Below are 26,320 nucleotides of genomic sequence, written 5' to 3'. Positions count from 1 at the left end.
ATGTCCTCTCAAAGCAAAGTCCGCTGCTCCGGTTGTGAGCGGCGTGCACAAAAACTCAAAGAAGCATCAATGAAGGTCTGGCGCAAGGTCCAGACCGTTAAGAAAGGAATTCGTAAATGAGACTGAGTGCAAACGAAATCCGTGACATTTCGCGCACGAATACCACGCCGATTTCCATCGCGCGTTCTGTTCGCCAGATTAACCAGATCGTCGCTACGTCGATGCCTGCGGGCAAGATGGTGCCGGTGACGGCGTTCCCTCTGCTTCGCGAAGATCAGCTTCGAAATTCTATGATCCACTGCAAAGTGGACCTGATGGAAACGGCTGAGGTCATCAAGAACGGCATTCAGGTGCGCTTTATGGCGTACTTCGTTCCGTTCCTCGCGTTCGAGCGCTTCAACGGCGGTATGGACGAATTCAACCGCGCTTACATGAAAGAGAACATCGCGGACGGTTCCACCGTTACGCCCTTCTTCAATGCCATGCCGGCGGGTGCTGTTGGCTCTATCGAGATCCACAAGTATCTCGGTTTTCACGCCGCGCCGACGGATATGATCAATACGGCCTATATTGAGGCCTATAACCTGATCTGGAATTTCCGGGCTCGCAATCGCTCGGAAACGCTATTTCAGGCCAAAAAGCGCCTGATGACGAATACCGGGCTCGCTCCGGCCTTCTGGCAACATGAGCAATTCAAGTATGTCGTTCCGGATTGGGATGATGTTGCCATGGAAGGTTCCGTCGATCTGACGTTTACGAACGCCAACGTTCCTGTTCAAGGTATCCTGAAGCTGAACAACACGTTTGGCACGGCCACTGTGTCAGGGCGTGATAGCACCGGCGCTGCTGTGACCTATGCGCCCGGTGCGCCGCTCAATTCGGCAAACGCGAATGAGTTTTTCGCCGTTAAGCCCAAGGTCGTCAACGGCGTGAACGTGCCCGATATCTTCGTCAGCATGGCGAATGCCGGTGTAAAAATCTCACTAGCTAATATCGAACTGGCGAAGCGCACCCAGTGGTACGCGAACTTGAAAGCGCAGTTCGAAGGCATTCCCGACAACTATGTGATTGACCTGCTTATGCAGGGCGTTTCGGTCCCTGATCAGATGTGGAAGCAACCTATTCTGATCGCTGACAAGACCGAAATTGCCGGCGTCGAAAAACGCTGGGCGACTGACGGCGCGAACTTGACTGACGCGGTCGTCAACGGTTCGGCGTTGTGCGATTTGGATATGGTCCTTCCTCGCACGCCGACTGGCGGTATCGTCATGATCGTTGCGGAAATCCTGCCTGAACAGATTTTTGAGCGGACCCGCGATGCTTTGTTGTTCACTACTGATCCGGCCAATCTTCCGAATGCGCTCAAAGACGATCTTGACCCGCAGAAGGTGGAGCGCATGCCAAACGGTTATATCGATACCAGTCACTCGGACCCGAACGGGCTTTTCGCCTATCGGCCTTTGAATTGGCGGTGGCAAGCGTCCAATACCCGCCTTGGCGGCAAATGGTTCAAGTCTGCGCCGTCGAACACGTTCAATGAAGAGCGTCAGCACTTTTGGACGGTCGAAGTGGCGAACCCCGCCTACAACTCGGACTTCATGATTTCCGAAACCTTCAACACGCTGCCGTTCGTCGTGACCAATCAGGATATTGGCGAGGTCCAGATACAGGGAACCGCCGTTATTGAGGGCAACACGCAATTCGGTACGCGCCTTCTCGAAAACGACAATGCGTACACGGAAGTCCTCGCCCAGGTCGACAAGTCGCGGATCACGAAGGGGGTTTGATCCCTCTTCTTCGTCTTTCATTGAAAGGATACGAAATTGCAAAAGCTTAACATGATACAGGCGTTTCAGGTGCTCGATGAAGCCACTGACGCCACGTTTGCCCATCCGCAAGGGCAGGCGGATCAGGCCCGCTTGATCAAGATGAGGATCAATGCGCCACAGGCCGTCAATCTTTACGTTACGCCCGTCGATATCGATGATGAGACGGGCGAGGTTTCAGCCCATGACGAGGATGCGACAAGGTTCCTCGCTCATGTCGAGCCCGGTTTCGAACAACTCGAATTCTATTACCGTGGGTCGTTCTCCTTGTCCGCTGTCGGCGGCTCCATCTGGCTCGATACCTATGACAATACGGCGTTCAGTGTTGAAGCGTCGGATTTCGCCACCTATGCGCGCCTCTGGGAGCGTGAGGAGCGCGATCCGCGCATTCTCGAAATCGAGCGCGCCGCTCGGCACAATCAGGAAATTCTCCTCCGCCAGATGGCGGAAGATCGTGCGGCTTATGCCGCGCAAATGGCGCAACTGGCAGAACAGGTGAAATCGAATGTCGCTCCGTCTTCAGCTCCTGCAAATAGCGGAACGTCAAGCGCTGTCTCGCCGCTGCCCTCCGGCACACCTGCAGGTGATCCGGCAACAGATGGTGCGGCTTCGGCGGGAGATGGCGGGGAACCCAATGCCAGCGCCTGATTATCGGAACAACGATCCGGCGAGGGCTTACCCCCTCGCGCTTCAGGCCATGCGCAACGCGGGCTTTTTGAAGTCCGCGAAGTACCAAGAACAACAGGGACGCGCCAACAGGGTTGGCGCGCACCCTCTCATTCTTGAGTTCGCTGACAAGCTGGTGAAAAGGGGTGCCGGTCTCGGCATTCCGCTTTTCCCTCATTGCATCGTCCGTACCCGCGCTGAACAAGCGTCGGCCTACGTGCGCGGGCAGTCTATGGACAGCCCGGAAGATGGGCTTTGGCCGCATCGCTTCGGGGCCGTTGACATTGTTCACGGCGTCCTCGGGTGGATGGATCAGCCGAAGATCAAGCATGCATGGGATATCATCGGGCACCTCGGAAAAGAGGTCGCGCTCTCCATGGATATCAAAGTGACATGGGGCGGCGACTGGTCGTTCTATGATCCTGCCCACTTCGAGCTGACGAACTGGCGAGATATCGCCCGTGATGGCGACAAATATTGGTCGCCATCGGACCCGGAATAATATTCCGGACCAGCTCGACCAGGCGCACGCATTTCTGAAATTAAAATACGTAACCGCGTAACTTTGTTGCGCGATAACCCGCGCCTGGTCGTCATGTTTCGTCCGAAACGTAGAATAAAATTCCGCATCCGCAAAACCTGCGGGTGCGGAGCCATGCCCGTAGAAAACTTGTGATCCCAAGATCGCAAACAAGTTTTCGGAGGGCAGGGCGGTCACTCCTCCTTGTCCAAATGTGCATTTACTGACTGCGGCTGTTTTCGGAGAGAAACGCATGTGTATATCACCGACGCTGTTGAACGATGGCCAAACCGCCGCATGTCGAAAATGCTGGCAATGTCTCGAACACAGAGTTGATAACTGGGTTGGTCGATGCATTGCCGAAAGTAAGACAAGCGTGACCTCTGTTTTCATCACCCTGACCTACGGAAGGGACGAAAACGGGAACGAAAGCCATGCTCGCTCGGCTATCTTGACTTACTCCGATGTCCAAAATTACTTCAAGCAACTGCGAAACCGGAAACTCAAGTTTCGGTATCTCGTCGTTGGTGAAATCGGCTCCCAAAAGGGCCGTACTCATTGGCACATCGTTATTTTCTTTCAAGAAAAGCTTCCAGCCGGGTTTTGGGACTACGGGGGCAATTCATGGCACCGGGAAAAGCGCGATCAGCGCGCTTATGTCCCTCTCGTCTGGAATAGGCGCTTTAATGAGCCCTGTTGGCCCCATGGCTTTAGCCAATGGGACCCGCTCCACGCGGGCCATACTAAGGGCGGTGTGCGGTACGCATGCAAATACATCAACAAAGATGTTGATGACGAAAGCGCTCAATCAAAGCTCTGCATGTCGAAAAACCCGCCCATCGGCGCGTTATATTTCGAACAAAGAGCGCAACGCTTCGTAGATGAGGGCATGGCCCCGCAAGACGGAATTTATACATTCCCAAACGAAGCTAAACGCAGATCAGACGGAAAGCCGGTTAAATTCCGGCTGTCTCATAAGTCCTCCGATCTGTTCTGCGAAAACTTCATACGTAAATGGCGGGGGTTTCCTCGGATCGGTTACGAGGGTCCGCCATCGCTTCCAAGGGGGTGGCACTACCCCGAAAGCGAATATGTCCAAGAGTATGAAGACAGGCTAACCCGCGAATATTGGGACCGCGAAGCGGACGAATTGGAGAGGCGTGTAAGGCCCGCTGTGCGTTGGCCGTTTACGCCTCCAGCGGGCTATGCCGACAACGATATCGAGTGGACTAGCACTCCACTTGGTTTGCCCCTCGGTCCGACTATTCGGACGCCTGCGGGGCCTATTTGGTACTGTCCAGATGAGAAAGGAACAAATGCATGGCGAAGCGAACACACAGGAACCGTGTGGCAAGAGAAGCCGCGATATCATACCAAACCAGAACCCCGCGTAGAGCGGACCCCATTGCAATGGGTCGAATATCTCGCTCCCCGTTGGGTGTTCTGGATAAGCCGTCCCTCGGCGTCTCTCGGGCGGTGGAAAACCGGCAAGACGTCCTTAAGGCACGGCAAGCCCGCTTGGCTCAAATCGCAGATGAGCTAACCCGACAGGGTAGGGCGCTGCATGACGCCGCGCACCGCAAGGCGACGGCACCGCAGGAACAAAAGGCACGACCTAATCAGGTTCGTGCTAGCGATATGGGTTCCCTTCGGAACCCTCAAAAGGCCGCCACACAAAAGGTCAAGGAACACGACAAGCGGAGTTCACCTGAGAAGGTGCGTGACTATCCGACCTGTAAAGAGCGGCCGAAACACAATCGCGGCAACGGCTCGTCTCGAACGTTTGTGCCTTGGTGCCGCAGCAAATAGCCGAACGGCGCTTGAGTGGCTAAGCCCCCTTTAGGGGGTTTGGGGGTCTTTGCCCCCCTTTGGGGGGTTGGGGGGTATGGGCGGAGCGTAGCGACGCCTCTTCGCGCGGAGCGCGAATACTCCCCCTATGTAAGTAGGGGCTAAAATTGTGGTCCCGGTTAGGAGCGTGCGAAGCAAATCCAGGGCGACAATAAAAAGCTTAAAATAAGCTACGCGGCTCTTGCAAAAGACCGCAAATCACTTCAACCAAATACAGGGGCTGAGAGACAGTCTTTAGACGCTCAAAACCCCGCAAACGCAACTCGCGTTAATGTTGTAGAAAAGACGGATGTTCACGGTTCGTGCGGTCTTTGCCGCATAATATGTATTATGGAATAAACTGACGCTGTAGTCTTCTGCTTTCTCTAAGGCCGATTGTACCCTTTCGCCGGTGTGGCGGCCGTTAGGGGCCGCCGCACTCGAGCTTGGGTCGAGGAAATGCAGCTCAGCCCTTGATGAAGGCCAGCAGGTCCGGGTTGATCACATCGGCATGGGTGGTCAGCATGCCGTGCGGGAAACCCTTGTAGATTTTCAGGCTGCTGTTCTTGAGCAGTTTTGCTTGGACTTCCGCAGCGTCCTTGTACGGCACGACCTGATCGTCATCGCCCTGGGTGACCAGCGTGGGCACGGTGATCGCCTTCAGGTCTTCGGTCTGGTCGGTCTCGGAGAAGGCCTTGATACCTTCGTAATGCGCCTTGGCGCTGCCCATCATTCCCTGGCGCCACCAATTGTCGATCACCCCTTGCGAGATCTTGGCGCCTTCGCGGTTGAAGCCATAGAACGGGCCGGCGGCGACGTCGATGTAGAACTGCGCGCGGTTGGCGGCCAGTGCTGCGCGGAAACCATCAAACACCTCGATCGGTGTGCCCTCAGGATTGGCAGAAGTCTTGACCATCAGCGGCGGGACGGCACTGACCAGCACCGCCTTGGCAACACGGCCCTGCGGCTGACCGTGCCTTGCGACATAACGGGCGACTTCGCCACCACCGGTGGAATGGCCGATATGCACGGCATTGCGAAGGTCGAGATGTTCGAAGACGGCGGCTGCATCGGCGGCGTAGTGGTCCATGTCGTGACCGTCGCTCACCTGGGCCGAGCGGCCGTGACCACGGCGGTCATGGGCGACAACACGAAAACCCTGGCTGACGAAGAACAGCATCTGGGCGTCCCAGTCGTCGGACGACAGCGGCCATCCGTGGTGGAAGACGATCGGCTGGGCATCCTTCGGACCCCAATCCTTGTAGAAGATTTCAACGCCGTCCTTGGTGGTCACGAAATTATGGGTCATCGGTTCAATTCCTTCTGGGTGGGAAAAAATCTTGTTTTCGGAAGCCAGGGCCGGCATGGCCAGAGCCAGGGAAATGGTGCCGCCGGTCAGCAGGACCTGCCGGCGGGAAAGAGGAAGCTGGTTGATCATCGGTCGCTCCGATAGGTTTCGACGCGGCTCATTGGCTGTCGCGGGTGCTCTCGAACAGGAACCAGGCGCGCCGCTCGGTCTCGTCGACCCAGTTTTCGATCAGGCTGGCCGTGGCGATATCGCCATGTTCGTCGCAAAGCGCATGGGTCTCCTTCATCAGCGAGACCAGCGTGAGATTGTCGTCGCGAAGCTCTGCCAGCATGTCAGTTGGCGTGACGAAGGGCGCATCGTTGTCGAGCAGGCGCTGCACCCTTGCAATGTGTCCGATCGAACGGATCGTCGTGCCGCCGATCTTGCGGGCGCGCTCGGCAATGTCGTCGGTCATTGTAAAGATCTGCTCACCCTGCTCGTCGAGCATCAGGTGATAATCGCGGAAATGGGGGCCGCTCATATGCCAATGGAAGTTCTTGGTCTTGAGATAAAGCACGAAGACGTCGGCCAGAAGAGCAGTCAGCGCACCGGCAATGTCGGTCGTTGCGTTTGGCGCAAGGGTGGTCGGCGTGGCAAGCGGCGCCTTGCGATGTTTTTCAGCGATTGTGCGGTCCATGATGGTCTCCTTGAATTGGGTGCGAGGGACAGAATTTCAAAACCTTGCGACGAGATGCGGATCGTCGATGGCGGCTGGAGAGGGCAAAAGATCATGCTCGACCAGGCCAAATGCGGCGGTGATCTCCGGCAAGCCGGCGGAGGTCATGGAGTGGCAGCGCAGGTGGAGGAACGCGGCGGGGCATGTTCTCATCGGTTTCATGTTCACCTCCTTGGCCACATCGTCTGGTTGACGAGACGGTTGTAGCCGAGGAGGTGGCGGCGCTGTATCCAATGCTTGGTTAGTTGAACCCACACCTAAGTATAGTTCCACGCCGCCGACACGGCGCTTAGACAGCCCTGTCTTCACGCCCCTCAGCGCAAGACCTGCCTCATGCCAATGGGTCCTGGAGGTTCGGGTTGCCCCCATTTGCGCAGGTGTGGATGTCGCCACCCATTCAAGGCCATCCCAGCCGCTCATGGGATGGCCTTTCGCATTTGCGCGACAGGAGGCTTGAATTTGCACGCAATGCTCGAATTCGCATTTGCGTTTTATCAACCGGGATGGCTTGATGACGGCATCGAGATGGTCATGGGAAATGGTTTTGCGTTCGCTGGTCCTTGTCAATCCGAAGCGGCGCCTGCCCGCGCGCTTTGAAATGGGCGTGCTTGGCTGCGCGGTGCTGCTTGCGGCAACGGTTTTTTACCTCGATACATTCACGGACATCCACAGTGCGCTGGCGACCCTCTATGTCATCACCCTGCTTCTGTCGGCAGAAACGCTGACGGAAAAGGGAACGCTGCTGCTGAGCGCGGTCTGCATCGGTCTTGCGGTGTTTTCCTATGGGATTGCCCATGGCATGCAGGCCGATCTTGCCGCGACATTGCGCCTGGCAGTGGCGGTGGCGGCGATGGCGATCACCTGCGCGTTGATCATCCGCAATCAGCGCGCCCGCCTCGACCTGATGAAGTTCAATGCCGCCCTGCAGAGCAGCGAGGAACGTTACCGGACGATTTTCGAGCAGAGCCGCGTTGCGCTGTGGGAGCGCGATTATTCGCAGGTCCGCGCCATGTTGATGGCGCTGAGAGACGATGGGGTTTTAGATCTCCACGCTCATGCCCGGGATAACCCGGACTTTGTTGAGCAATGCATCACCCGCATCCCGACGGTGGCCGCCAACGCGGCAGCCCTTGAACTGCTCGGGAATGTCAGCAGTGAAAATGCCGGCTCGATGCGCCGTTTCATTGCGCAGAATGATGCGACCTTTCTGGACCTTCTCGCCGCGATCTATCGCAATGAAACGCATTTTGAGGGCAAAGGCAGCATTATCTCCAACGATTGCGCTACCAAATGTGTGCTGCTGACCGTCGGCTTTCCGAAGGACCCGGCCAATTTTAACCGTGTCATCGTCGGCATGTTCGACATTACCGACCGCGAATTGGCCCAGAAGGCGCTCTTCGAAGCGCAGGCGGAACTGGCCTTGGCATCGCGAGCGGCAACCGTCGGCGCGCTGTCGGCATCGCTTGCCCACGAACTCAACCAGCCGCTTGGTGCGCTGGTGGTGAACGCGCAGACCCTGCTGCGCTGGCTCGACCGTGATCCGCCGGATCTCCAGGCCGTTGCCCGTTCAGCCGAGCGCATCGTGCGCGACAGCCAGCGCGCCAGCGATATCATCCAGAGCACGCGGTCCATGCTCGACAAGCGGGCGCCGCTGCGCGAGCCGGTGTTTTTGGTCGACCTCGTCGGAGAAACCCGTGCCTTGATGGAAGCCGAACTTGCCCGGCACAGGATGGTGTTCGAAACGCGCGCTGGATCCGGTATATTGCCCGTCCATGCCGTGCGCATCGAGCTGCAGCAGGTTCTGATCAACTTGATCACCAACGCCATCCAGGCCATGGCCGAGACACCGGACGAGTTGAGGCGGATCGTCGTGTCGATCGAACCGGCGGGCGCAGGCAGCATGGCGGTCCGCGTTCACGACAGCGGCCCCGGCCTTGGTGAAGACGTCCTTACAAACTTGTTCAAACCATTTCACTCCACCAAGGAGACCGGCCTCGGCATGGGACTTGCGATCTGCCGCAGCATGCTGGAAGCTCGTGGCGGTTCCCTCACCGCCAGCAATCACCCCGAAGGGGGCGCGCTGTTCGAAATGATCGTACCGATCGAGGCCCTTGATGAATGATGCACGAAAATCTGCCAAACCCCCGGCAAGCGACATGCCGGTCGTCCACATCGTCGATGACGATCCCGCCATCCGGGAAGCGCTGGCCGATCTCTTCCTGTCGACGCGCACGCAGGCGAAATCCTTCGAAAGCGCACAGGACCTCTTGGACAATGCCGATCTCACGCGGCCGGGCTGTATCCTGCTCGATGTGCGCCTGCCCGGCGCCAATGGCCTGGATTTCCATCTTCATCTGGAAAAGCTTGGCAACCGGATGCCGATCATCTTCATGACCGGCCATGGCGATATTCCGATGAGCGTGCGTGCCATGAAGGCCGGTGCCGTCGATTTTCTTTCCAAGCCGTTTCGGGACCAGGACATCCTGGATGCCGTCGCCTTGGCCTTCAGCAAGGACCGGGACATCCGGGAGCAATCTGAAGCCAATGGCGCTGTCGCGGATTTGGCAAAAACCCTGACGCGCCGCGAACACGAGGTCATGGCGGCCGTGGTGCAGGGCCTGATGAACAAACAGATTGCCTTCAACCTCGGCATCAGCGAGATCACCGTCAAGCTGCATCGCGGCAATGTCATGCGCAAGATGGAAGCGCGCTCCGTGGCCGATCTGGTCCGCAAGGCCGAACTGCTCGGCCTCTAGGCGTCAGAACCTAGACCCATGTATGGTAGAATGCCCGGGCTGAACGGCGCATAGGATGGGGCAGTTCAATGAACGTGCCAAGGCCAGAGAATTGTCCACACCTGTAATAGCCATTGTCGACGACGACCGTTCGATCCGCGAAGCCCTTGACGATCTCGTCTTGTCCTGTGGTTATCGCAGCCGGCTGTTCAGTTCGGCGGAAGCGTTTCTCGCCGAGGACGATCGTGCGGGCATCGCCTGCATGCTGGTCGATGTCAAAATGCCAGGCCTCAGCGGCATAGAACTGCAGGCGGTGCTCAACAGTCAGCAGGCACCCAGGCCACCGATGATCTTCATGACGTCCTGTCGGGACGAACGAACGCGGGCAGCAGCGATGGACGGCGGCGCTTTTGCCTTTCTCGGCAAGCCGGTCGATTTCGATCAACTGGTTCAGTGCCTGGAACAGGCACTGAACCGCGGAGGCAGCACCCCTTTTCAGGAGCAAAACCCATGACCGACTTCTGCTCTCATCATTCCACCATCCGCGCGGTTTATCCGCAAAGCCTCGGCTGCGAGGAATGCCTGAAGACCGGGCAAGCCTGGCTGCACTTGAGGCTCTGTCGCGAATGCGGCCATGTCGGCTGCTGCGACCAGTCGCCCGGGCGCCATGCGACGGCGCATTTCCACGCCACCGGCCATCCGATCATTGAAGGTTATGACCCGCCGGAAGGCTGGGGCTGGTGTTATGTCGATAACATCCAGGTGGACTTGCCCGACCAGACGCCGCAGCGCGGCCCAATCCCCCGATATTACTGACCCGCATGCCACTCTAACATGGCAGTTTATCTCCTATCTGACCCCGGAGACGTTTATGGCAGACCTCAGCGCACGCCAGTACCAGATGTTTCCGGTGCTTAATCCCCATCAGGTGCAGACGGCCAGACGCTTCGCCAGTGGCGAGCCGCAGCATTTCAGGGCCGGAGAGTTCGTCTATAAAATTGGCGATCACGCCGCGCCCGCCTGGCTTGTGCTCGAAGGCTCGATGGACGTGTTCCGTCATGAGGGGCTTTCCGGAGAGGCGCCAATCACCACCCACGCGGTCGGCCAACTGTCCGGCGAGGTCAACCAGTTGTCCGGCAGGCCGACGCTTGCCGGAGCGCGTGCCGGCGCCGACGGCTGCGTGGCCCTGCCCTTTGATGCAGCGCACCTGCGCGCTCTGCTCATCGGATCGGCCGATGTCGGCGAGATCCTCATGCGCGCCTTTATCCTGCGCCGTGTCGGGCTGATCGATGCCGGCGCCGGCACGGTCCTGATCGGCGCTGCGGGCAATGCCGCGCTGTCGCGCCTGCAGGGTTTTCTCGCCCGCAACGCCTTCCCTTACGTTGTGCTCGACGCCTCCACCGATGAGGAAGGCCGCGGCCTGATCGAACGTCTCGGCATTCACGGCTCCGACCTGCCGTTGATGGTCTGCCCCAATGGCACCGTGCTGAAGAACCCGACCGACCACGAGGCCGCCGCGTGCCTCGGCCTGACGCCGGAACTCACGCCTGGCAAACTCTATGATGTCGCCATCGTCGGTGCCGGCCCGGCCGGGCTGGCCGCCGCCGTCTATGCCGCATCCGAGGGTCTCGACGTCATCGTCATCGATGAGCGGTCGGTCGGCGGACAGGCAGGTGCATCTTCGCGGATCGAGAATTATCTGGGCTTTCCCACCGGCATATCAGGTCAGGCGCTTGCCGGCCGCGCCTATAATCAGGCGTTGAAATTTGGCGCCGAAGTGGTGCTGCCGGTCGAAGTCGAAAGCCTGATCGCCCCCGGCGATGACGCAGGCGCGCTGACGCTGCAACTTGCCGGTGGCAAATCCGTGCATACCCGCAGCGTGGTCATTGCATCCGGCGCCCGCTACCGCCGGCCCGACATTGCCGATATCGCGACCTTCGAAGGCAATGGCATTTCCTATTGGGCCTCGCCCATAGAGGCGAAACTCTGTGCCGGCGAAGAGGTGGCATTGGTCGGCGGCGGCAACTCGGCCGGCCAGGCCATCGTCTTTCTTGCACCGCAGGTGAGAAAGCTGCATCTCATCGTGCGGCGCGCTCTGGAAGAAACGATGTCACACTATCTGATCGACCGCATCAAAGCCCTGCCCAATGTGGACCTGCACATGCATTGCGAAGTGGAAGCGATCAATGGCGATCCTGCTGCGGGCCTGACGTCTGCGACCTTACGCAACCGCGAGGATGGCAGCCGGCAACAGCTGGCACTCCATCACCTGTTTCTCTTTATCGGAGCCGATCCCAATGCGGGCTGGATCAGCGACCGCGTCCATACCGATGGCAAGGGCTTTATCGTCACCGGCCAGTCCTTCGATACGCAGTGCAGCATTGCCCGCACGCCGATGCCGCTGGAAACCAGCCTGCCAAACGTGTTTGCCATTGGTGATGTCCGCGCCGGTTCGACCAAGCGGGTTGCCGCAGCGGTCGGAGAAGGGGCAGCCGTCGTCTCCCAAATCCACGCCGCCCTGAGCTTGATGAACAGCCGGGGTTGAACCGGGACGATGCCCACAAAAATTTCGCCCCGCCGGTCTCTGCCAGCGGGGCGAAAGCCTGATGCCTGAAGTTCATGCTGTCATGAAAATCGTTCGATCATGCTCAGAGTGCGGATGCGCCGAGCTGCCGGCCATAGGCTGCGATATCGCGGCCGACACCGATACGGTTGGCCTCATAATGCTGCAAGGCGCTCAGCAAATCGCTTTGCGACGACAGGCTTGCAACCAGCGCCATCACATCGCCTGCCGCCTTCGACACGCCCATGGCAGTGTGCGGGCGTGCTACAAAGGCTGCATCACCGACCAGCGCGATCGACCGGCCGATCATCCGTGGTGCTTCGTAGTCGAAGATACCCTGGATCGACGGGCTTGGCTCTGCCTCGACCGCCAGCGCAAATTGCGGGGCAAGCAGTTGCACGGCATCCGTATGCAAGGCCCCGAGCCGGTCTTTTGGCAAGCCGCCCCGCGGCAACGAGAAGGCATGCGCCCGCCCATCGGTATCCGTGAAGGTCGCAGCCAATTCGCTCTCAGGCACCTTGCGGTACCAGACCCAGTTGTAGCGGCGGCTGCCGCTGTTCATTTCGCCCTTCGATCCCGGCACCAGATAGCCCAGCACATGGTTCCCCGGCCGGATGAAGAAGGAAAACCGCTCGAGGAGCAGTGCGGCGCCTGCGGGAAGCTGGGTCTCCGGGATCAGTCCGCGCCAGGCGACATAACCGGAATAGCGGTTTTGACTGTCCCTCGGATTTACGGCGCGGCGTACCACGGAACTCAGGCCATCCGCACCAATGACCAGATCGGCAGTGTCGCGCGTACCATCTGCGAAGACCACTTCGGCACCACGCTCGCCGTCGAGCACATCAACGACGGCCCGTCCAAGATGGTAGGTTGCCGGCGCAATCTGCGCGGCGACTGTTTCAAACAGCACATCCCAGGAGATCTGCGTCTGCGGCGTGCGGACGGTTTGCGCAATGTGTCCGTCTCGATCGAGATAGATGCGCTCCTTGGCCACCACGCCAGTCCGGGCAACATGCGCGCATCCGATCAGCGTGAGAATGTGCAGAAGGTCACTCTGGCCGACCAGACCTGCGCCCCGGCCGGCGAGGCCGCTTTTCGAGCGCTCGTAGATTTGTACATCATGACCGGCCTCCTGGAGCATGATGCCGGCGAAGAGACCGGCGAGAGAACCGCCGACGATTGCGATACGCAGCTTTTCCATGTGTCGTTCCTCACTGCCCGGCCACAGCGGGCTTGCGGCGCCGATGATGCGTGACTTTGACTGCAAAGGCTGCGATGCCAAGGGTCGCACCCAGCACACTCACCATCAGCCAGCCGCCCTCCCCCCATGTAAATGTTGCCATCGCCGAGCCTGCCGCACCGCCGAGGAACATGCCCGTCATGAAAATCGTATTGAGACGGCTGCGCGCATCGGCGTCGAGCGCATAAATGATGTGCTGGTTGGAGATCAGCGCGCTCTGGATGCCGAAATCCAGCACGATGACACCGGCGACCAGGGAGAGGATCGAACTCCATGCGCCGAAGATCAGCCAGGCGGCAATCGTCAGGCCGGCGCCGAGCCAGACGACGAAGTGCGGGCCCTTTTTATCCGCAACCCGGCCTGCGAGCGGTGCTGCAAATATGCCCACCGCACCGACAATGCCGAACAGCCCGGCAATATCCGCACCGAGCTGGAACTTTGGCCCCGCGAGGTAAAGCGCCAGGATCGTCCAGAAGGCGGTGAAGGAGGCAAACAGGAATGCCTGAATGATGGTCGCGGCCCTCAGCGCCGGATGGCGTGTCCAGAGATGGCCAAGCGAGCGGATCGCTTCGTGGTAACGAAGGGTCGAAGCCGGGCGATGCTGCGGCAGGACCGCAAACATCAGGCCGGCGGCAATCAGGGCCAGCGGCACGCCGATCCAGAACATGTCACGCCAGCCGGCATGTTCACCGACAAAGCCCGACAGGGTACGGCTGAAGAGAATGCCCGACAACACGCCAGCCATGACGGTGCCGATCGTGGCGCCTCGTTTTTCCGGCGGGGCCAGCGATGCGGCAAAGGGGACGATCTGCTGGGCAACCGTCGAACAGGCCCCGACGGCAACAGAGGCTGCGACCAGCATCCAGGCCGTCGGCGCCAGCGCAGCCAGTGCCAGGGCTGCGGCCAGGACCACGAACTGGCCGATGATCATGCGCCGCCGATTGACGAGATCACCCAGCGGCAGCAGAAGGAACAGCCCCAGTGCATAACCCAGTTGTGTTGCTGTCGGCACCATGCCGGTGATCGGCTGATGGTGCAACTCGGCCTCGATAATGCCGATCATCGGTTGATTGTAATAGATATTGGCAACAGCAATGCCACCGGCGACGGCCATGGCCAGCAATGCCGCCTGCCCGATCCCTCTGTTGTCGATAACGGGTGCTGCGGCCTTTATGTTCGGTGCTGTGATATCCATTGCCTCGGTTTCCTTGGCTATTGTGATCGAGGCACAGTTTAGGTCCGGGGGCGTTTGACGCACATTCAATGGAGGTCTAGCCGAACCTATACATCGGTCTAGGTTCGCGGCCTCCCATTGCCGTGCGTGCAAAGGCGGCCGGCATCGGAGACGCCGGCCAAACCGTGCCGCAACCTGCGTGCGAAAGGGCGACAATGGCGCGAACCGGTCTCCGGCAATTGATGAATCGGATCGAAGAGAATAATAATCCTCCCCTTGTGATCGCTTTTGCCGCATGGGATGCGAGCGCCTGGCTGCTTTCTAGGCGCACTGTTCCGGCGGTATCAACGGCTACCGGTGTCTGCTGGACATGGGGCCTTCGGAAGGCGTCTGTAAAGCTCTGAACGCAGGGTTTTGCAAGCTGCGTGGCGGGTGTTGCGGCGGGTTAGATCAACAATGGGTATGGCGGTGCCTGCGCTGCTCTCAGAGTTCCAGAAGCGTTGGGGATCCCCAGCCGACACAGGAGAAATTGCCGTGATCCCTGCCCTCCCCCGCGATTTTCTGGCCGGCCTGTTTTCTGCGGCGGTGCGTGCCGCCGACCCCTTGTCCGGCATCATCCGTCATCTGCCGGAAAGGCCGAAGGGACGGACAGTCGTCATCGGAGCCGGCAAGGGAGCAGCGCAGATGGCGCGCGCCTTGGAGAGCGTCTGGAAAGGGCCGCTCGATGGCGTGGTGGTGACGCGCTACGGTTATGGCTGTGAGACCGCGCATATCAGGATCATCGAAGCCGCCCATCCGGTGCCGGACGCTGCGGGCCTTGCCGCGGCAAGGCAACTGGTCGAGACGATCCGCAGTCTTGGCCCAGACGATTTGGTCATTGCCCTCATCTGCGGCGGCGGGTCGGCACTGCTGCCGGCTCCACCCAAAGGGCTGACCCTCCAGGACGAGATTGACGTCAACGAAGTGCTGCTTGCCTCCGGAGCACCGATTGCGGCGATGAACGTGGTGCGAAAGCATCTGTCGGCCATCAAGGGCGGGCGACTGGCTGCGCAAACCAGGGCGCGTGTCGTCAGCCTGATCGTCTCGGACATTCCGGGCGACAACCCCGCCCATGTTGCGTCAGGTCCGACCGTGCCGGACGCCTCCACCCGACACGATGCTCTCGATGTCATCTCACAATATAATCTGAAGCTGCCACAGGCAGCGCTTGATCATCTGAATTCTCCGGCTGCCGATGCCCCACGGCCCGACGATCCTGTCTTTGCGCGACACGAACATCATGTCATCGCGTCGGCGTCCGTCTCGCTTGAAGCTGCTGCGGAACTTGCCCGCTCTTACGGCATCACGCCGGCGATCCTGTCGGATTCCATCGAAGGTGAGGCACGCGATGTGGCGCTGGTGCATGCGGCAATCGCCCGTGAGGTCGCAAGCCGCAACCGGCCGTTTGCAAAACCGGTTGTCATTCTCTCCGGTGGCGAGACGACGGTGACGCTGCGCACCAGGGGTGGCCGGGGTGGACGCAACAGCGAGTTTGCGCTTGCCCTGGCGCTTGCCATTGACGGCGTCGATGGCATTCATGGTCTGGCGGCCGACACTGATGGCATCGATGGCTCGGAAAACAATGCAGGCGCCTATTTCGATGGTGCGACCATCAAGCGTCTTCGTGCGGCCGGGCTCGATCCGCGCCGGATCCTCGATGGCAATGACAGCTATTCGGGTTTTGACGCGATCGGCGATCTGTTCCAAACCGGACCGACCGGTACCAATGTGAACGATTTCAGAGCGATGCTGATTGTCTGATCGTCTGATCGTCTCGACCACCGTCTGCGCTGTCATCGCTTTCGCTGACAGGGATGGCCGCAGGGTGACCTGCGGCGCTGGTGTCGTGATCCCTCTTATGCCGCGGTGACAGCCTGCGGCATATCGACGGTGCGCCAGTCGATGCGGCGCTCAAAGGCCTGGCCGTCCGCGTCGAAGAGGTGGCAATCGGCGATACGGATGCCTGTCGTGACGGGTGTATCGACATGAATTGGCGCGGAACCGGAAAGAAGGGCGCAATAAGGCTCGCCGGTTGGCAGGCTTGCATAGGCAACCGTGTTGATGCCGAGGCGCTCGATGACCGACGGGGTGACGGTGACCTTGAGGTCACCGCCCGTAAGCGTCGTGTGTTCCGGCCGGATGCCGAGCGTCAGCGTGCGCCCGACGATATCGGCGCGTGGCTCGACCGGGAGGGTGACCGTCTGTCCATGGTAGGACACGGTGATGCCCTCCTCCCCGGCCGCCTCGCAGTGCACGGGCAAAAAGTTCATCTTCGGATTGCCGATGAAGCCGGCAACAAAGATGTTCTGCGGCTTGTGGTAAAGTTCCAGCGGCGCACCGACCTGGGCAATGGTGCCGGCGTTCAGCACCACGATGCGGTCGGCCATGGTCATGGCTTCCACCTGATCGTGGGTGACGTAGATCATGGTGGCCTTCAGGTCGCCATGCAGCTTGGAAAGCTCGATGCGCATGTCCGATCGAAGCGCGGCGTCGAGGTTCGACAGCGGTTCGTCGAAGAGAAAGATCTTTGGCTCGCGCACGATGGCGCGGCCGATGGCGACACGCTGGCGCTGGCCGCCGGAGAGCATGCCCGGCTTCTGCTGCAGGCGCTGTTCCAGCTGGAGGATCTTTGCGACCGCGCCGACCTTTTCCTTGATGGTTGTCTCGGGAAGGCCTTCCACGCGCAGCGGAAAGGCGATGTTTTCAAACACCGTCATGTGCGGATAAAGCGCATAGGACTGGAAGACCATGGCAATGCCGCGCTCCACGGGCGGCTTGTCGTTGACCCGTTCGCCATCGATGACGATATCGCCCGACGAGGTGGAATCGAGACCGGCGATCATGCGCAGCAGCGTCGATTTTCCGCAGCCGGAGGGGCCAACGAAGACGACAAATTCGCCGTCCCTGACTTCAAGCTTGATGCTTTTCAGCACCTCGAAGTCACCGTAGAACTTCTGCACGTTATTGAGATAAAGCTGTCCCAAGGTTCTCAGTCTCCGTTCGCCGGAACGAGCGGCCGCGGCGGTAAGGTAAGCGGATGAGGATCGCGACCGGCATGGCCGCGATCCCCGATGGAAAACGGATCTTACTTGTACTGCTCGAGGTCGGCAGCCGCCTTCTTCAAGGCTGCGGCAGGTTCGGCCTTGCCGGTCACGACCGACTGGACCATCTCGATGATGACGTTCTGGAAACCCTTGTAGTCGGTAAACAGCGGCTCAGGCCCACCGAACTTGATGCCGTCGATGAGCGGCTTCCAGAAGGGGTCCTTGGCGACGAATTCATCAACCTTGGCGGAAGGGCGAAGCGGGGTAAGGCCGGCACCTCCCTGCAACTCGTATTCACCCTGCGGACCGGGCGAGGTGATGTATTTGGCAAATTCGATTGCCTTTTCCTCGACGCCGGAGCCCTTGAACACGGCAAGGCTGTCGGTGATGAGGAGCGTGCCTTCACCCTTGGCCGAGGGGCCGAGCGGCAGCGGTGCGATGCCCCAGTTGATCTTGGTCGCTTGGAGACGGGTGGCAGCACCCGAGCCTGCCTGGATCATGCCGACCTTGCCATCGAGGAAGATGGCGCGGATTTCGTTCTGTTCGTAAGCGGTGGCGCCTTCGACGGAATAGGGCGTGATGTCCTTGTAGGCCTGCAGTGCTGCCAGAACTTCCGGGCTGTCGGCAACGATCTTGTCGCCGTCGATCAGCTTGCCATTGTTGGTGTAAACCCAATGCATGAACTGGTGCATGGTGTTGTCAAAGGTTTTGGCCGGCAGGCCGTAACCGGCAATGCCGGTCTTTTCCTTGATCTGCTTGGCAAAGGCGATTTCTTCAGCCCAGGTCTTCGGGGCCTTTTCCGGGTCGAGGCCTGCCTGCTTGAAGAGGTCCTTGTTCCAGTAGAGCGCCTTCGTGGAGAAAGCGACCGGCACGCCCCACTGGTTGCCATCGAAGGTAACGGTATCCACGATGTTCGGATAATAGGTCTTCTTTTCCGCGTCCGTCATCGGCACCGGCACGATGAGGTCGTTCTGGGCAAATTCCTTCAGGGTGCGCGAACCGACATAGGCCATGGCAACAGGGGTGCCCGCGGCAGCAAGCGTTGTTGCCTTGTCCTGGCACTGCGCCCAGCCGACGACTTCCGGCGTGACCTTCCAGCCGGCGTTCTTGCCTTCCCATTCCTTGATGTATTTTTCATGGATCGGGTCGATCTTGTCGCCGCAATAGATCCAGGAGATTTCCTTGTCGGCGGCATGTGCCGCCATGGCGCTCAGCATCGTGGTGCCGGCAAGTGCGACGGCATAGATCCCAGTCTTGATTGAAATGTTCACGGTCATGCTCCCATTCTCTGTGGTTGTTGTTTTATTGTTTCACCGCGCCGGCGGTGAGACCGCTGACGAGATAGCGTTGCAGGAAGAAGATCACGATCATGGCCGGCGTGATGCCGACGAAGCTCGCCGCCATCAACTCGTTCCAGATCACTTCCTGGCGGCCGAAATAGGCATAAAGCCCAACCGGCAAAGGCATGTATTCGCTCTTGGCATTAAAGGTCAGCGCGAAGATGAACTGCTGTGCATAAGACCCGATGAAGGTGGTGATGGCGACCACCGTGATGCCGGGCATGGCAATCGGCAGGATCACGCGGCGCAGCGTATAAAAATGGCTTGCCCCATCCACATAGGCCGCCTCGTCCAGCTCGCGCGGAATGCGCATGATATAGGTGCGCAACAGCCAGATGGCGGACGGTATGAGGAAGGCGACGCCCGGTACGATCATCGCAAAATAGGTGTTGAGGACGCCAAGCGTGCGCATCAGTCGAAACAGCGGGATCAGCAGCACGGCGCCGGAGAACATGTTGACCGCGAGGAAGGCACCGAGCAGCATGCCGCGTCCCTTGAACTCGAAGCGGGCAAAGGCATAAGCCGCCGGCACCACCATCAGCAGCACCACGATGGTGACAATCGAAGAGATGAAGAAGGAGTTGAAGATATAACGCCCGAAACCCGGCACGCTTTCCCACATGGTGCGGTAGGCGGCAAACGAGCCGTTTTCCGGAATGAACCGGTAGGGCGACGAAAACAGCTGGGAAAGCGGTTTCAGCGACACCAGGAACCCTTCGACAAACGGCGACAGCACGAAGGACAGGAAAACGAAGATGCCGCAATAGATGCCGACGATTTCGTACCACTTGTAGCGATTGATCAGCTGCTGGGGCTCTTTCATCATTTCTCTCCGGCAGACAGGCGGCTGGTGACGCGGAAATAGCAAAGGCAGAAGATCGACAGGAAGATGCAGATCATCACCGCGCGCGCTGCCCCTTCCCCGTATTTCTTCGAGCCGATGGCGGTGCGATAGGTATCGATGATCATCGTGGTCGTTTCGCCGTTCGGACCACCCTGCGTCAGGATCCAGATGATGTCGAAGGAATTGAACGTCGAGATCAGCGACAGCATCGACATGGTGATCATGGCGGGCACGAGAAGCGGCAGCGTGATGCGACGGAAGCGGTAGAAGCGCCCTGCCCCGTCGGTCCAGGCAGCTTCATAGAGATCCTGCGGGATCGACTGCATGGCGGCCAGCATGTAAAGCGTCACCATCGGCACGCCGATCCAGACGTCGGTGATGACGGTTGCCCAGAAGGCGGTCGAGCCCTGCGCGAGGAAGGCGACCGGTCCATCGACCACGCCGGCGCGCTGCAACAGGCCGGAAATCATGCCGAACTGGCCGTTATACATCCAGCCCCACATGAAGATGCCGATGGCCATGGGCACGATCCACGGCGGCATGGTGAGCACGCGAAACAGCGCGCGGCCGGGCACGGCCGCATTCAGCATGGAGGCGCCAAAAGTGCCGATGACCATCTTGATCGACACCGAGAAGAAGGTCCACACGAAGGTGCGCGTGATGACTTCGGCAAAGGTGGCGTTGAAGATCTTGTCGTAATTGTCCCAGCCGACCCAGTTCGTCACCTTCTTCAGCGAGGCGTCTGTGAAGGAGAGGATGAACGTATCGACCAGCGGATAGGCAACGATGGTCAAGACATAAAGAAGGGCCGGCGCCAGCAGCAACCAGGCAAAGATGACAGCGCTTCGTCTGGCATGCATGGAGCTTCTCCCCTCACGCGGTTTTCGTCTTGAGGGAATGCCCGTGGAGGCAGGTATCGTAGCGCTCCCAGACGGGGGCGAGATCGACCACCTTGCGGCCGGCCCTTGCCTCATCCATGGCAAGCGCCAGAATGCCGGCCTCGATGGCATCAAGGGCAGAAACCGGCAGGGTGGCACCGGTCGTCACATGGGCAAACACGTCGGCCGCCATCTGTTCGTCGGCGCCGTAGTGATGCGAGGTGGCCGACGGCGCCTGATACGTGTTTCCGACACGTTTTTCGCTGGTATGGGCATCATGCACGTCGAGGAAGCCGCGGACGAAATCGCCCTCGGCCATGCCCTTGGAGCCGATCACGCAGAAGCGTCGGAATTCGTCGGGCACGTTGAGATTGGTGTGGAAGGTCATCGATGCCCCACCTTCGTATTCGACGATGGCAGTCTGGTAATCGATGATGTCGCCGTCGCTGTCGAACACCTTGTCGGAGCCCATCCAGCCGCTCGGCTTCTTGTGGTAAATTTCGAGATCGTTGACGCCGGAATTTTGCGGCGCATTGCCCGGCACAAAGCTCTTGCGGCCGCCAAAGCTTGCGACAAAACGCGGACGCTGGCCGACGACACCGTTATAGAGGTCGAGGTCGTGGCAGCATTTTTCCAGCATGAAACCGCCCGCATAATGGCCGTAGCGGCGCCAGTCGCGCATGAAGAAGGCGCCGTGATAAGGCGCGATATGCTCGGACGCCTCGATGGACACGACATCGCCGAGAAGGCCCTTGGCCTGGGCTTCCCGGAGGTCGCGATAAAGCGGCGAATAGCGCAGCACGAGACCAACCAGCAGCCGGTCATGGCCATAGGTATTAAGGAGCGAGGCCAGCGCATAACTTTCCTCGATCGACACCACGATCGGCTTTTCGGTGAAGACGGTAAGACCGGCTTCGAGCCCGATGCGGATATGCTCCAGATGCAGGTGATTGGGCGAGCCGATCATCAGGAGATCGAACGTTTCAGCGGCAATCAGTTCCTGAGGGGTGGAATAGGCATTGCCGGGCGAGATGCCGGCCTCCGTCAGGCGCGGCAGACCTGCCGGCGCTGGATCGACATAACCGACGATCTCGAAATCCGGATCGATATCCTTGAATGCGCATCCGAGATAGCCCAGTCGGAATCCGAGCCCGATAATGGCGACCTTCATAGTGGCCTGTTCCCTGTTTTCGTAATTATTTTTCTTAGCCTGTGGCAGATGCCGGATTTCGTCAACCAAAAAACGCCCGTTGGCAAATTTCCTGAAATTCCTTTTCATGGCTCGGCGCGTGTTGCGCGTCTCGCATCTTGAAGAGGCCTTGCAGGTCCCTGGTCGTTGTTGCTGCCCGTCATTCTGTCCAGTCGTTGGAAAGACAATACCAAAAAAATGCCAATCGTCTACCGGTTCCAGCATAAAAATTCAAAACCGGTTGTTTTTGCCCGAGAGGGTGAGGTAAATCAGTGATTACGCACGACGTTGAGGACTGGAATAAAACCATTTGCGGATTTGGTATCGCGTTGGTATTGTCCTGCTTTACGAAACGGCAGGTGAGCAGCGCGAATTGCAGGGGACGGCAGACAGCCGCGATCTCTCTTTTCGAGCGCGAAAGGAGGATCGGCATGGCAATGGAGGAGGTTCTGCCGCTGGCGCAGCTCCAGGCTGTGCGCGGTGGCCCGCTTTATCTCAAGCTGAAGAACATGATCGAAGACGCTGTGGTGTCCGGTCGCCTGAAGCACGGCGATGCCCTCCCGGCCGAGCGCGACATTGCCGATGAGGCGGCGATTTCGCGCGTGACGGTGCGCAAGGCCATCGATGATCTCGTCGATCAGGGGCTTCTGGTGCGCCGTCGCGGTTCCGGCACGTTCGTGGTGAAACCGGTGCCGCGCATGCAGCAGGCGCTGACGCGGCTGACCTCCTTTTCCGAAGACATGCGCCGTCGTGGCATGGTGCCCGGCTCGCGTTGGCTGGATCGTGGCATTTTCGAACCGACCTCCGAGGAAACCATGACGCTGGGGCTTGCCGGTTCGGCGCGCGTGGCCCGGCTGACGCGCCTGCGCACGGCAAACGACATGCCGATTGCGCTGGAGCGGACAAGCCTTGCCGACGACATGCTGCCCGATCCCGATCTCGTCGAAAACTCGCTCTATCAGGCGCTTGCGCAGCGCAACATCCAGCCGGTGCGCGCAAACCAGCGTATCTGCGCGGTGCTGCTGAAGGACGAGGAGACCGAGCTTCTGGGCGTCCCGCCCGGCTCGGCAGCGCTTTCCGTCCAGCGTATCGCCTATCTTGAAGGCGGGCGCGTGATGGAAGTTTCGACCGCCCTTTATCGCAGCGACGCCTATGATCTCGTCGCAGAACTCACCATCGGCGCCTGACGCCACGCCCAATCCGAAAGGCTTTTTCATGACTTCCATCATGCGCCAGGAGATCGACCAGATCCCGGCCGTCGCCGCAAACCTTCTTGCCACCAGCCATGCAGCCATCGAGGCGGCGGGCAAGGCTCTGCGCGAGCGTGATCCCGCTGTCGTCGTCACCATCGCGCGCGGCTCTTCGGATCATGCGGCGCATTTTTTGAAATACGCCATCGAACTGGAGCTTGGCATCCCGGTCGCCTCGCTCGGGCCATCGCTGAGTTCCATCTATGAGGCGCCGCTGCGGCTGGAGCGGGCGGCCGCCATTGCGGTCTCGCAGTCGGGCGCAAGCCCTGACATCGTATCCCTGGCAAAAACCGCAAAGGCCGGCGGGGCGGTGACGATTGCGCTGGCCAATACGGTCCCCTCCCCGCTTGCCGATGCTGCAACCATGGCCATCGAGATCAAGGCCGGCCCGGAAATTGCCGTTGCCGCGACGAAATCCTTCGTGAATTCCATTGTCACCGGTCTTGCCATTCTGGCAGCCTGGAAGGGCGATGCGGTGCTGGCAAAGGCGGTGGCCGATCTGCCGGCGCATTTTGAAAAGGCACTGTCGCTGGACTGGAGCGCGCTGGTGGAGCCGCTCGCCACGTGCGATTCGCTTTACATGCTGGGCCGCGGCCCTTCCCTGGCGATTGCCTCGGAGGCGGCGCTGAAATGCAAGGAAACCTGCGAACTGCATGCGGAGGCCTATTCCTCCGCCGAGGTTCTGCACGGCCCGGTCTCGCTGGTTGCGGCGAATTTTCCGATCATCGCCTTTGCCGCCCGCGACAAGGCCGAAGCGTCCGTTGCCGAGACCGCCTCGCGGCTGGTCGAAAAGAATGCCGCGATCTACCTCACGTCCAGCCGCGGCAACGGACCTGCGGTCCTGCCGGTGGTGGAAACCGGGCATCCGCTGACCGATGCGCTCTGCCTCATCATTCCCTATTACGGCATGGTGGAGGCGCTCTCGCTTCGGCGCGGGTTCAACCCCGACAAGCCGGCGGCCCTGAAGAAAGTGACGGAGACGCGATGAGCACGCCGTTCCAGCCTGCCGACATGCAGCCCACGGACATGATGGTGACAGGTGGCCGGATCTTCGATGGCCACCGCTTTCTGGAAAAGCATGTGCTTCTGGTGGCGGCCGGCAAGATCGCCGCCATTCTGCCTGAAGATGTCGCCTTGCCCCCCCTGCCCCACATCGATGCCAAGGGCGCACTGATTGCGGCCGGTTTCATCGACCTGCAGGTGAACGGCGGTGGCGGTGTGCTGCTCAACAACCAGCCGACCATCGAGGGCATTGCCACCATCTGCGCGGCCCACGCGCGGTTCGGGACGACGGCATTGATGGCCACATTGATCACTGACACCGTGGACCTGCGAACGGCTGTCCTTTCCGCCGGCTGCACGGCGCACGAAAACCGTATCCCCGGTTTTCTTGGCCTGCATCTGGAAGGCCCGCATCTTTCCATCGCGCGCAAGGGAACGCATGATCCCGCCCTGATCCGCCCGATGACGCAGGCTGACCTTGCCGTTCTCATCGAAGCGGCGGGCGCGTTCGGCAAGGCGCTGATCACCATTGCTCCGGAAAACGTCACGCCGCAGCAGGTGAACAGGTTGAAAGCTGCCGGTTATGTGGTGAGCCTTGGCCATACCGATGTCGATGCGGTAACAGCCATTGCCTATGCCGATGCGGGAGCCTCGATGGTGACCCACCTGTTCAACGCGATGAGCCAGCTCGGCAATCGTGAGCCGGGCGTTGTCGGGGCAGCGCTGGGCGACGGGCGGTTGTCCTGCGGCTTGATTGCCGATGGATTTCATGTTGATCCGCTCTCGATGGCCATTGCGCTGCGCGCCAAGCAGGGGCCAGCCAGGATTTTTCTCGTGACGGACGCCATGTCGACGATCGGCACTGATGAGACGGGCTTTGCGTTGAACGGTCGTCAGGTCTACCGTCGCGACGGACGCCTGACGCTTGCCGATGGCACGCTTGCAGGCGCTGATATCGACATGCTGTCCTGCGTGCGTTTCGTGCATGAGAGGCTGAGCCTTCCGCTTGCCGATGCGCTCAACATGGCCTCTCTTTATCCGGCAGAAGCCATTGGCGCAGACACGAAGGGACAGTTGATGGCGGGCAGGGATGCGGATTTTATCATGCTGGACGACAAGCTCGGTTTGCTTTCCACCTGGATCGGCGGACAGTGCGTTTACACCGCATGCCAAGAGATTGCCCGGTCATGATCGTCTGTTTCGACATCGGTGGCACGGCCATCAAGGGAGCGCTGGCCTGGTCGCCACAGGATATCCGCCCGGTGCCGCGCCAGCCGACGCCGCTGCATGATTTCGATGCCTTCGTTGCCACCATGCGCTCCGTCATCGATCTTTCGCCGGAAAAGCCTGATTGCGTGGCGCTTTCGATTGCCGGCATCATCGACCCCGACAGTCGGCGTGCGGTCGTCGCCAACGTGCCCTGCATCCATGGGCGACTGTTGCAGGAGGATCTGCAGGCAGCACTCGGCCTGCCGGTGAAGATTGCCAATGATGCCGACAGCTTTGTGCTGGCGGAAGCCGGTATCGGTGCCGGGCGGGGCCACCGCGTTGTGTTCGGGGTTATTCTCGGCACTGGCGTCGGGGGTGGCCTGGTGATCGATGGCAGGCTGATCAACAGCGAGGGTGGCTTTGCCGGGGAATGGGGCCATGCGCCGGTTGCGGCAACGCAGGCCGGAAACCCGCCGGCCCAGCTGCCGCGTTTCCGCTGCGGCTGCGGCCTCGACGGATGTATCGATGCGGTGTGCAGCGCGCGTGGCATGGAAAAGCTGCACGCCCATCTGCACGGGACGACGTTGACCAGCGAAGAGATCATCACGGCCTGGCAGCGACAGGAGGCGGATGCCTCCCGCACCATCGACATCTATGTCGATGTGCTGGCCTCACCGCTGGCGCTGGTAGCCAATATCACGGGGGCTACCATCATGCCGGTTGGCGGGGGGCTGTCCAATTCGCTGGCACTGCTGGGCGAGATCGACCGTGCGGTACGAGCCCGCATCCTGCGCAAGTTCGACCGCCCTCTCGTGGTGAAGGCCGAATGCCAGATCGAGCCGGGGCTGATCGGCGCAGCAATCCTCGGCCTTGCCGCGACGGCCACGGTGTGAGCAACACGGGGTGGTCGCGTCAGCTTCCCCTCCCCTTTTCGCCTCTGGTGTCGTAAC

24 protein-coding genes are annotated in these 26,320 nt (G+C 60.0%); 14 read left to right on the top strand and 10 right to left on the bottom strand.

What is annotated here, in order from left to right; translation table 11 throughout:
* The first annotated feature begins 116 nt into the window (after nt 1-116).
* From AC4CWF_RS26400 to AC4CWF_RS26385, 4 genes are all read left to right on the top strand, one after another.
* Nucleotides 117-1,787 (top strand): hypothetical protein, encoded by a 1,671-nt coding sequence (locus AC4CWF_RS26400; protein WP_491287936.1) that lies wholly within the window; start codon nt 117-119, stop codon nt 1,785-1,787.
* 36 nt (nt 1,788-1,823) lie between these two features.
* Nucleotides 1,824-2,474: a hypothetical protein gene (locus AC4CWF_RS26395; RefSeq protein ID WP_491287934.1), complete on the top strand. Its 651-nt coding sequence runs from the start codon at nt 1,824-1,826 to the stop codon at nt 2,472-2,474.
* Nucleotides 2,461-2,994: a M15 family metallopeptidase domain-containing protein gene (locus AC4CWF_RS26390; protein WP_491287932.1), complete on the top strand. Its 534-nt coding sequence runs from the start codon at nt 2,461-2,463 to the stop codon at nt 2,992-2,994. The genes AC4CWF_RS26395 and AC4CWF_RS26390 overlap by 14 nt, the downstream gene beginning before the upstream one ends.
* 271 nt (nt 2,995-3,265) lie before the next feature.
* Complete coding sequence (locus AC4CWF_RS26385) at nt 3,266-4,555, top strand: rolling circle replication-associated protein (RefSeq protein WP_491287930.1); 1,290 nt, start codon at nt 3,266-3,268, stop codon at nt 4,553-4,555.
* A 750-nt stretch (nt 4,556-5,305) separates the two neighbouring features.
* Here AC4CWF_RS26385 and AC4CWF_RS26380 read toward each other — a convergent pair.
* Genes AC4CWF_RS26380 through AC4CWF_RS26370 form a run of 3 tightly spaced genes read right to left on the bottom strand, consistent with a single transcriptional unit; the run spans nt 5,306 to nt 7,025 of the window.
* Complete coding sequence (locus tag AC4CWF_RS26380; protein ID WP_491287928.1) at nt 5,306-6,277, bottom strand: alpha/beta fold hydrolase; 972 nt, start codon at nt 6,275-6,277, stop codon at nt 5,306-5,308.
* A 28-nt stretch (nt 6,278-6,305) separates the two neighbouring features.
* A complete protein-coding gene (locus tag AC4CWF_RS26375; protein ID WP_491287926.1) occupies nt 6,306-6,824 on the bottom strand; it encodes a Dps family protein in 519 nt (172 codons plus the stop codon).
* A gap of 36 nt (nt 6,825-6,860) precedes the next feature.
* Complete coding sequence (locus AC4CWF_RS26370; RefSeq protein WP_491287924.1) at nt 6,861-7,025, bottom strand: hypothetical protein; 165 nt, start codon at nt 7,023-7,025, stop codon at nt 6,861-6,863.
* Nucleotides 7,026-7,374: 349 nt separating this feature from the next.
* Between AC4CWF_RS26370 and AC4CWF_RS26365 the strand changes: the two genes are divergently transcribed.
* Genes AC4CWF_RS26365 through AC4CWF_RS26345 form a run of 5 tightly spaced genes read left to right on the top strand, consistent with a single transcriptional unit; the run spans nt 7,375 to nt 12,143 of the window.
* Entirely contained in the window at nt 7,375-8,985 is a 1,611-nt protein-coding gene (locus AC4CWF_RS26365; protein ID WP_491287922.1) for a sensor histidine kinase, read from the top strand.
* A complete protein-coding gene (locus AC4CWF_RS26360; protein WP_491287920.1) occupies nt 8,978-9,619 on the top strand; it encodes a response regulator transcription factor in 642 nt (213 codons plus the stop codon). The genes AC4CWF_RS26365 and AC4CWF_RS26360 overlap by 8 nt, the downstream gene beginning before the upstream one ends.
* Nucleotides 9,620-9,674: 55 nt before the next feature.
* Nucleotides 9,675-10,112, top strand: a complete 438-nt coding sequence (locus AC4CWF_RS26355) for a response regulator transcription factor (protein WP_491287918.1) — start codon at nt 9,675-9,677, stop codon at nt 10,110-10,112.
* Nucleotides 10,109-10,414, top strand: a complete 306-nt coding sequence (locus AC4CWF_RS26350; RefSeq protein WP_491287916.1) for a UBP-type zinc finger domain-containing protein — start codon at nt 10,109-10,111, stop codon at nt 10,412-10,414. The genes AC4CWF_RS26355 and AC4CWF_RS26350 overlap by 4 nt, the downstream gene beginning before the upstream one ends.
* A 55-nt stretch (nt 10,415-10,469) precedes the next feature.
* Complete coding sequence (locus tag AC4CWF_RS26345; protein WP_491287914.1) at nt 10,470-12,143, top strand: FAD-dependent oxidoreductase; 1,674 nt, start codon at nt 10,470-10,472, stop codon at nt 12,141-12,143.
* A gap of 103 nt (nt 12,144-12,246) precedes the next feature.
* On the opposite strand, the gene AC4CWF_RS26340 is transcribed toward AC4CWF_RS26345, so the two are convergent.
* Nucleotides 12,247-13,362 carry an FAD binding domain-containing protein gene (locus AC4CWF_RS26340; RefSeq protein ID WP_491287913.1) on the bottom strand — a complete coding sequence of 372 codons (1,116 nt, stop codon included), beginning with the start codon at nt 13,360-13,362 and terminating at the stop codon, nt 12,247-12,249.
* 10 nt (nt 13,363-13,372) lie between these two features.
* Nucleotides 13,373-14,596: an MFS transporter gene (locus tag AC4CWF_RS26335; RefSeq protein ID WP_491287911.1), complete on the bottom strand. Its 1,224-nt coding sequence runs from the start codon at nt 14,594-14,596 to the stop codon at nt 13,373-13,375.
* A gap of 513 nt (nt 14,597-15,109) precedes the next feature.
* On the opposite strand from AC4CWF_RS26335, the gene AC4CWF_RS26330 reads away from it, so the two are divergent.
* A complete protein-coding gene (locus AC4CWF_RS26330; RefSeq protein WP_491287909.1) occupies nt 15,110-16,375 on the top strand; it encodes a glycerate kinase type-2 family protein in 1,266 nt (421 codons plus the stop codon).
* A 95-nt stretch (nt 16,376-16,470) separates the two neighbouring features.
* On the opposite strand, the gene AC4CWF_RS26325 is transcribed toward AC4CWF_RS26330, so the two are convergent.
* The 5 genes from AC4CWF_RS26325 to AC4CWF_RS26305 all read right to left on the bottom strand — a co-directional run bounded on the left by AC4CWF_RS26325 (nt 16,471) and on the right by AC4CWF_RS26305 (nt 21,891).
* Nucleotides 16,471-17,598, bottom strand: a complete 1,128-nt coding sequence (locus tag AC4CWF_RS26325) for an ABC transporter ATP-binding protein (RefSeq protein WP_491287907.1) — start codon at nt 17,596-17,598, stop codon at nt 16,471-16,473.
* Between the two features lie 101 nt (nt 17,599-17,699).
* Nucleotides 17,700-18,935: an ABC transporter substrate-binding protein gene (locus tag AC4CWF_RS26320; RefSeq protein WP_491287906.1), complete on the bottom strand. Its 1,236-nt coding sequence runs from the start codon at nt 18,933-18,935 to the stop codon at nt 17,700-17,702.
* 25 nt (nt 18,936-18,960) lie between these two features.
* Nucleotides 18,961-19,821 carry a carbohydrate ABC transporter permease gene (locus AC4CWF_RS26315; RefSeq protein ID WP_491288242.1) on the bottom strand — a complete coding sequence of 287 codons (861 nt, stop codon included), beginning with the start codon at nt 19,819-19,821 and terminating at the stop codon, nt 18,961-18,963.
* Nucleotides 19,821-20,702, bottom strand: coding sequence for a carbohydrate ABC transporter permease (locus AC4CWF_RS26310; protein WP_491287904.1), 882 nt, complete (start codon nt 20,700-20,702; stop codon nt 19,821-19,823). The genes AC4CWF_RS26315 and AC4CWF_RS26310 overlap by 1 nt, the downstream gene beginning before the upstream one ends.
* A 13-nt stretch (nt 20,703-20,715) precedes the next feature.
* Complete coding sequence (locus AC4CWF_RS26305) at nt 20,716-21,891, bottom strand: Gfo/Idh/MocA family protein (RefSeq protein ID WP_491287902.1); 1,176 nt, start codon at nt 21,889-21,891, stop codon at nt 20,716-20,718.
* A 455-nt stretch (nt 21,892-22,346) separates the two neighbouring features.
* Between AC4CWF_RS26305 and AC4CWF_RS26300 the strand changes: the two genes are divergently transcribed.
* From AC4CWF_RS26300 to AC4CWF_RS26285, 4 genes are read left to right on the top strand one after another with little or no spacing between them, the layout of a single operon-like run.
* Nucleotides 22,347-23,096: a GntR family transcriptional regulator gene (locus tag AC4CWF_RS26300; protein ID WP_491288240.1), complete on the top strand. Its 750-nt coding sequence runs from the start codon at nt 22,347-22,349 to the stop codon at nt 23,094-23,096.
* Between the two features lie 28 nt (nt 23,097-23,124).
* Nucleotides 23,125-24,147: an SIS domain-containing protein gene (locus AC4CWF_RS26295; protein WP_491287900.1), complete on the top strand. Its 1,023-nt coding sequence runs from the start codon at nt 23,125-23,127 to the stop codon at nt 24,145-24,147.
* The gene (gene nagA / locus AC4CWF_RS26290) at nt 24,144-25,352 is read left to right on the top strand and encodes an N-acetylglucosamine-6-phosphate deacetylase (RefSeq protein WP_491287898.1); all 1,209 of its coding nucleotides are present in this window, start codon (nt 24,144-24,146) and stop codon (nt 25,350-25,352) included. Before AC4CWF_RS26295 ends, nagA begins: the two co-directional genes overlap by 4 nt.
* Nucleotides 25,349-26,263 (top strand): ROK family protein, encoded by a 915-nt coding sequence (locus AC4CWF_RS26285; protein ID WP_491287896.1) that lies wholly within the window; start codon nt 25,349-25,351, stop codon nt 26,261-26,263. Before nagA ends, AC4CWF_RS26285 begins: the two co-directional genes overlap by 4 nt.
* The last annotated feature ends 57 nt before the right edge of the window (nt 26,264-26,320 follow it).

Source organism: Neorhizobium sp. PAMB6630, from assembly GCF_058242775.1.
This window is presented reverse-complemented; position numbering and strand designations above follow the sequence as displayed.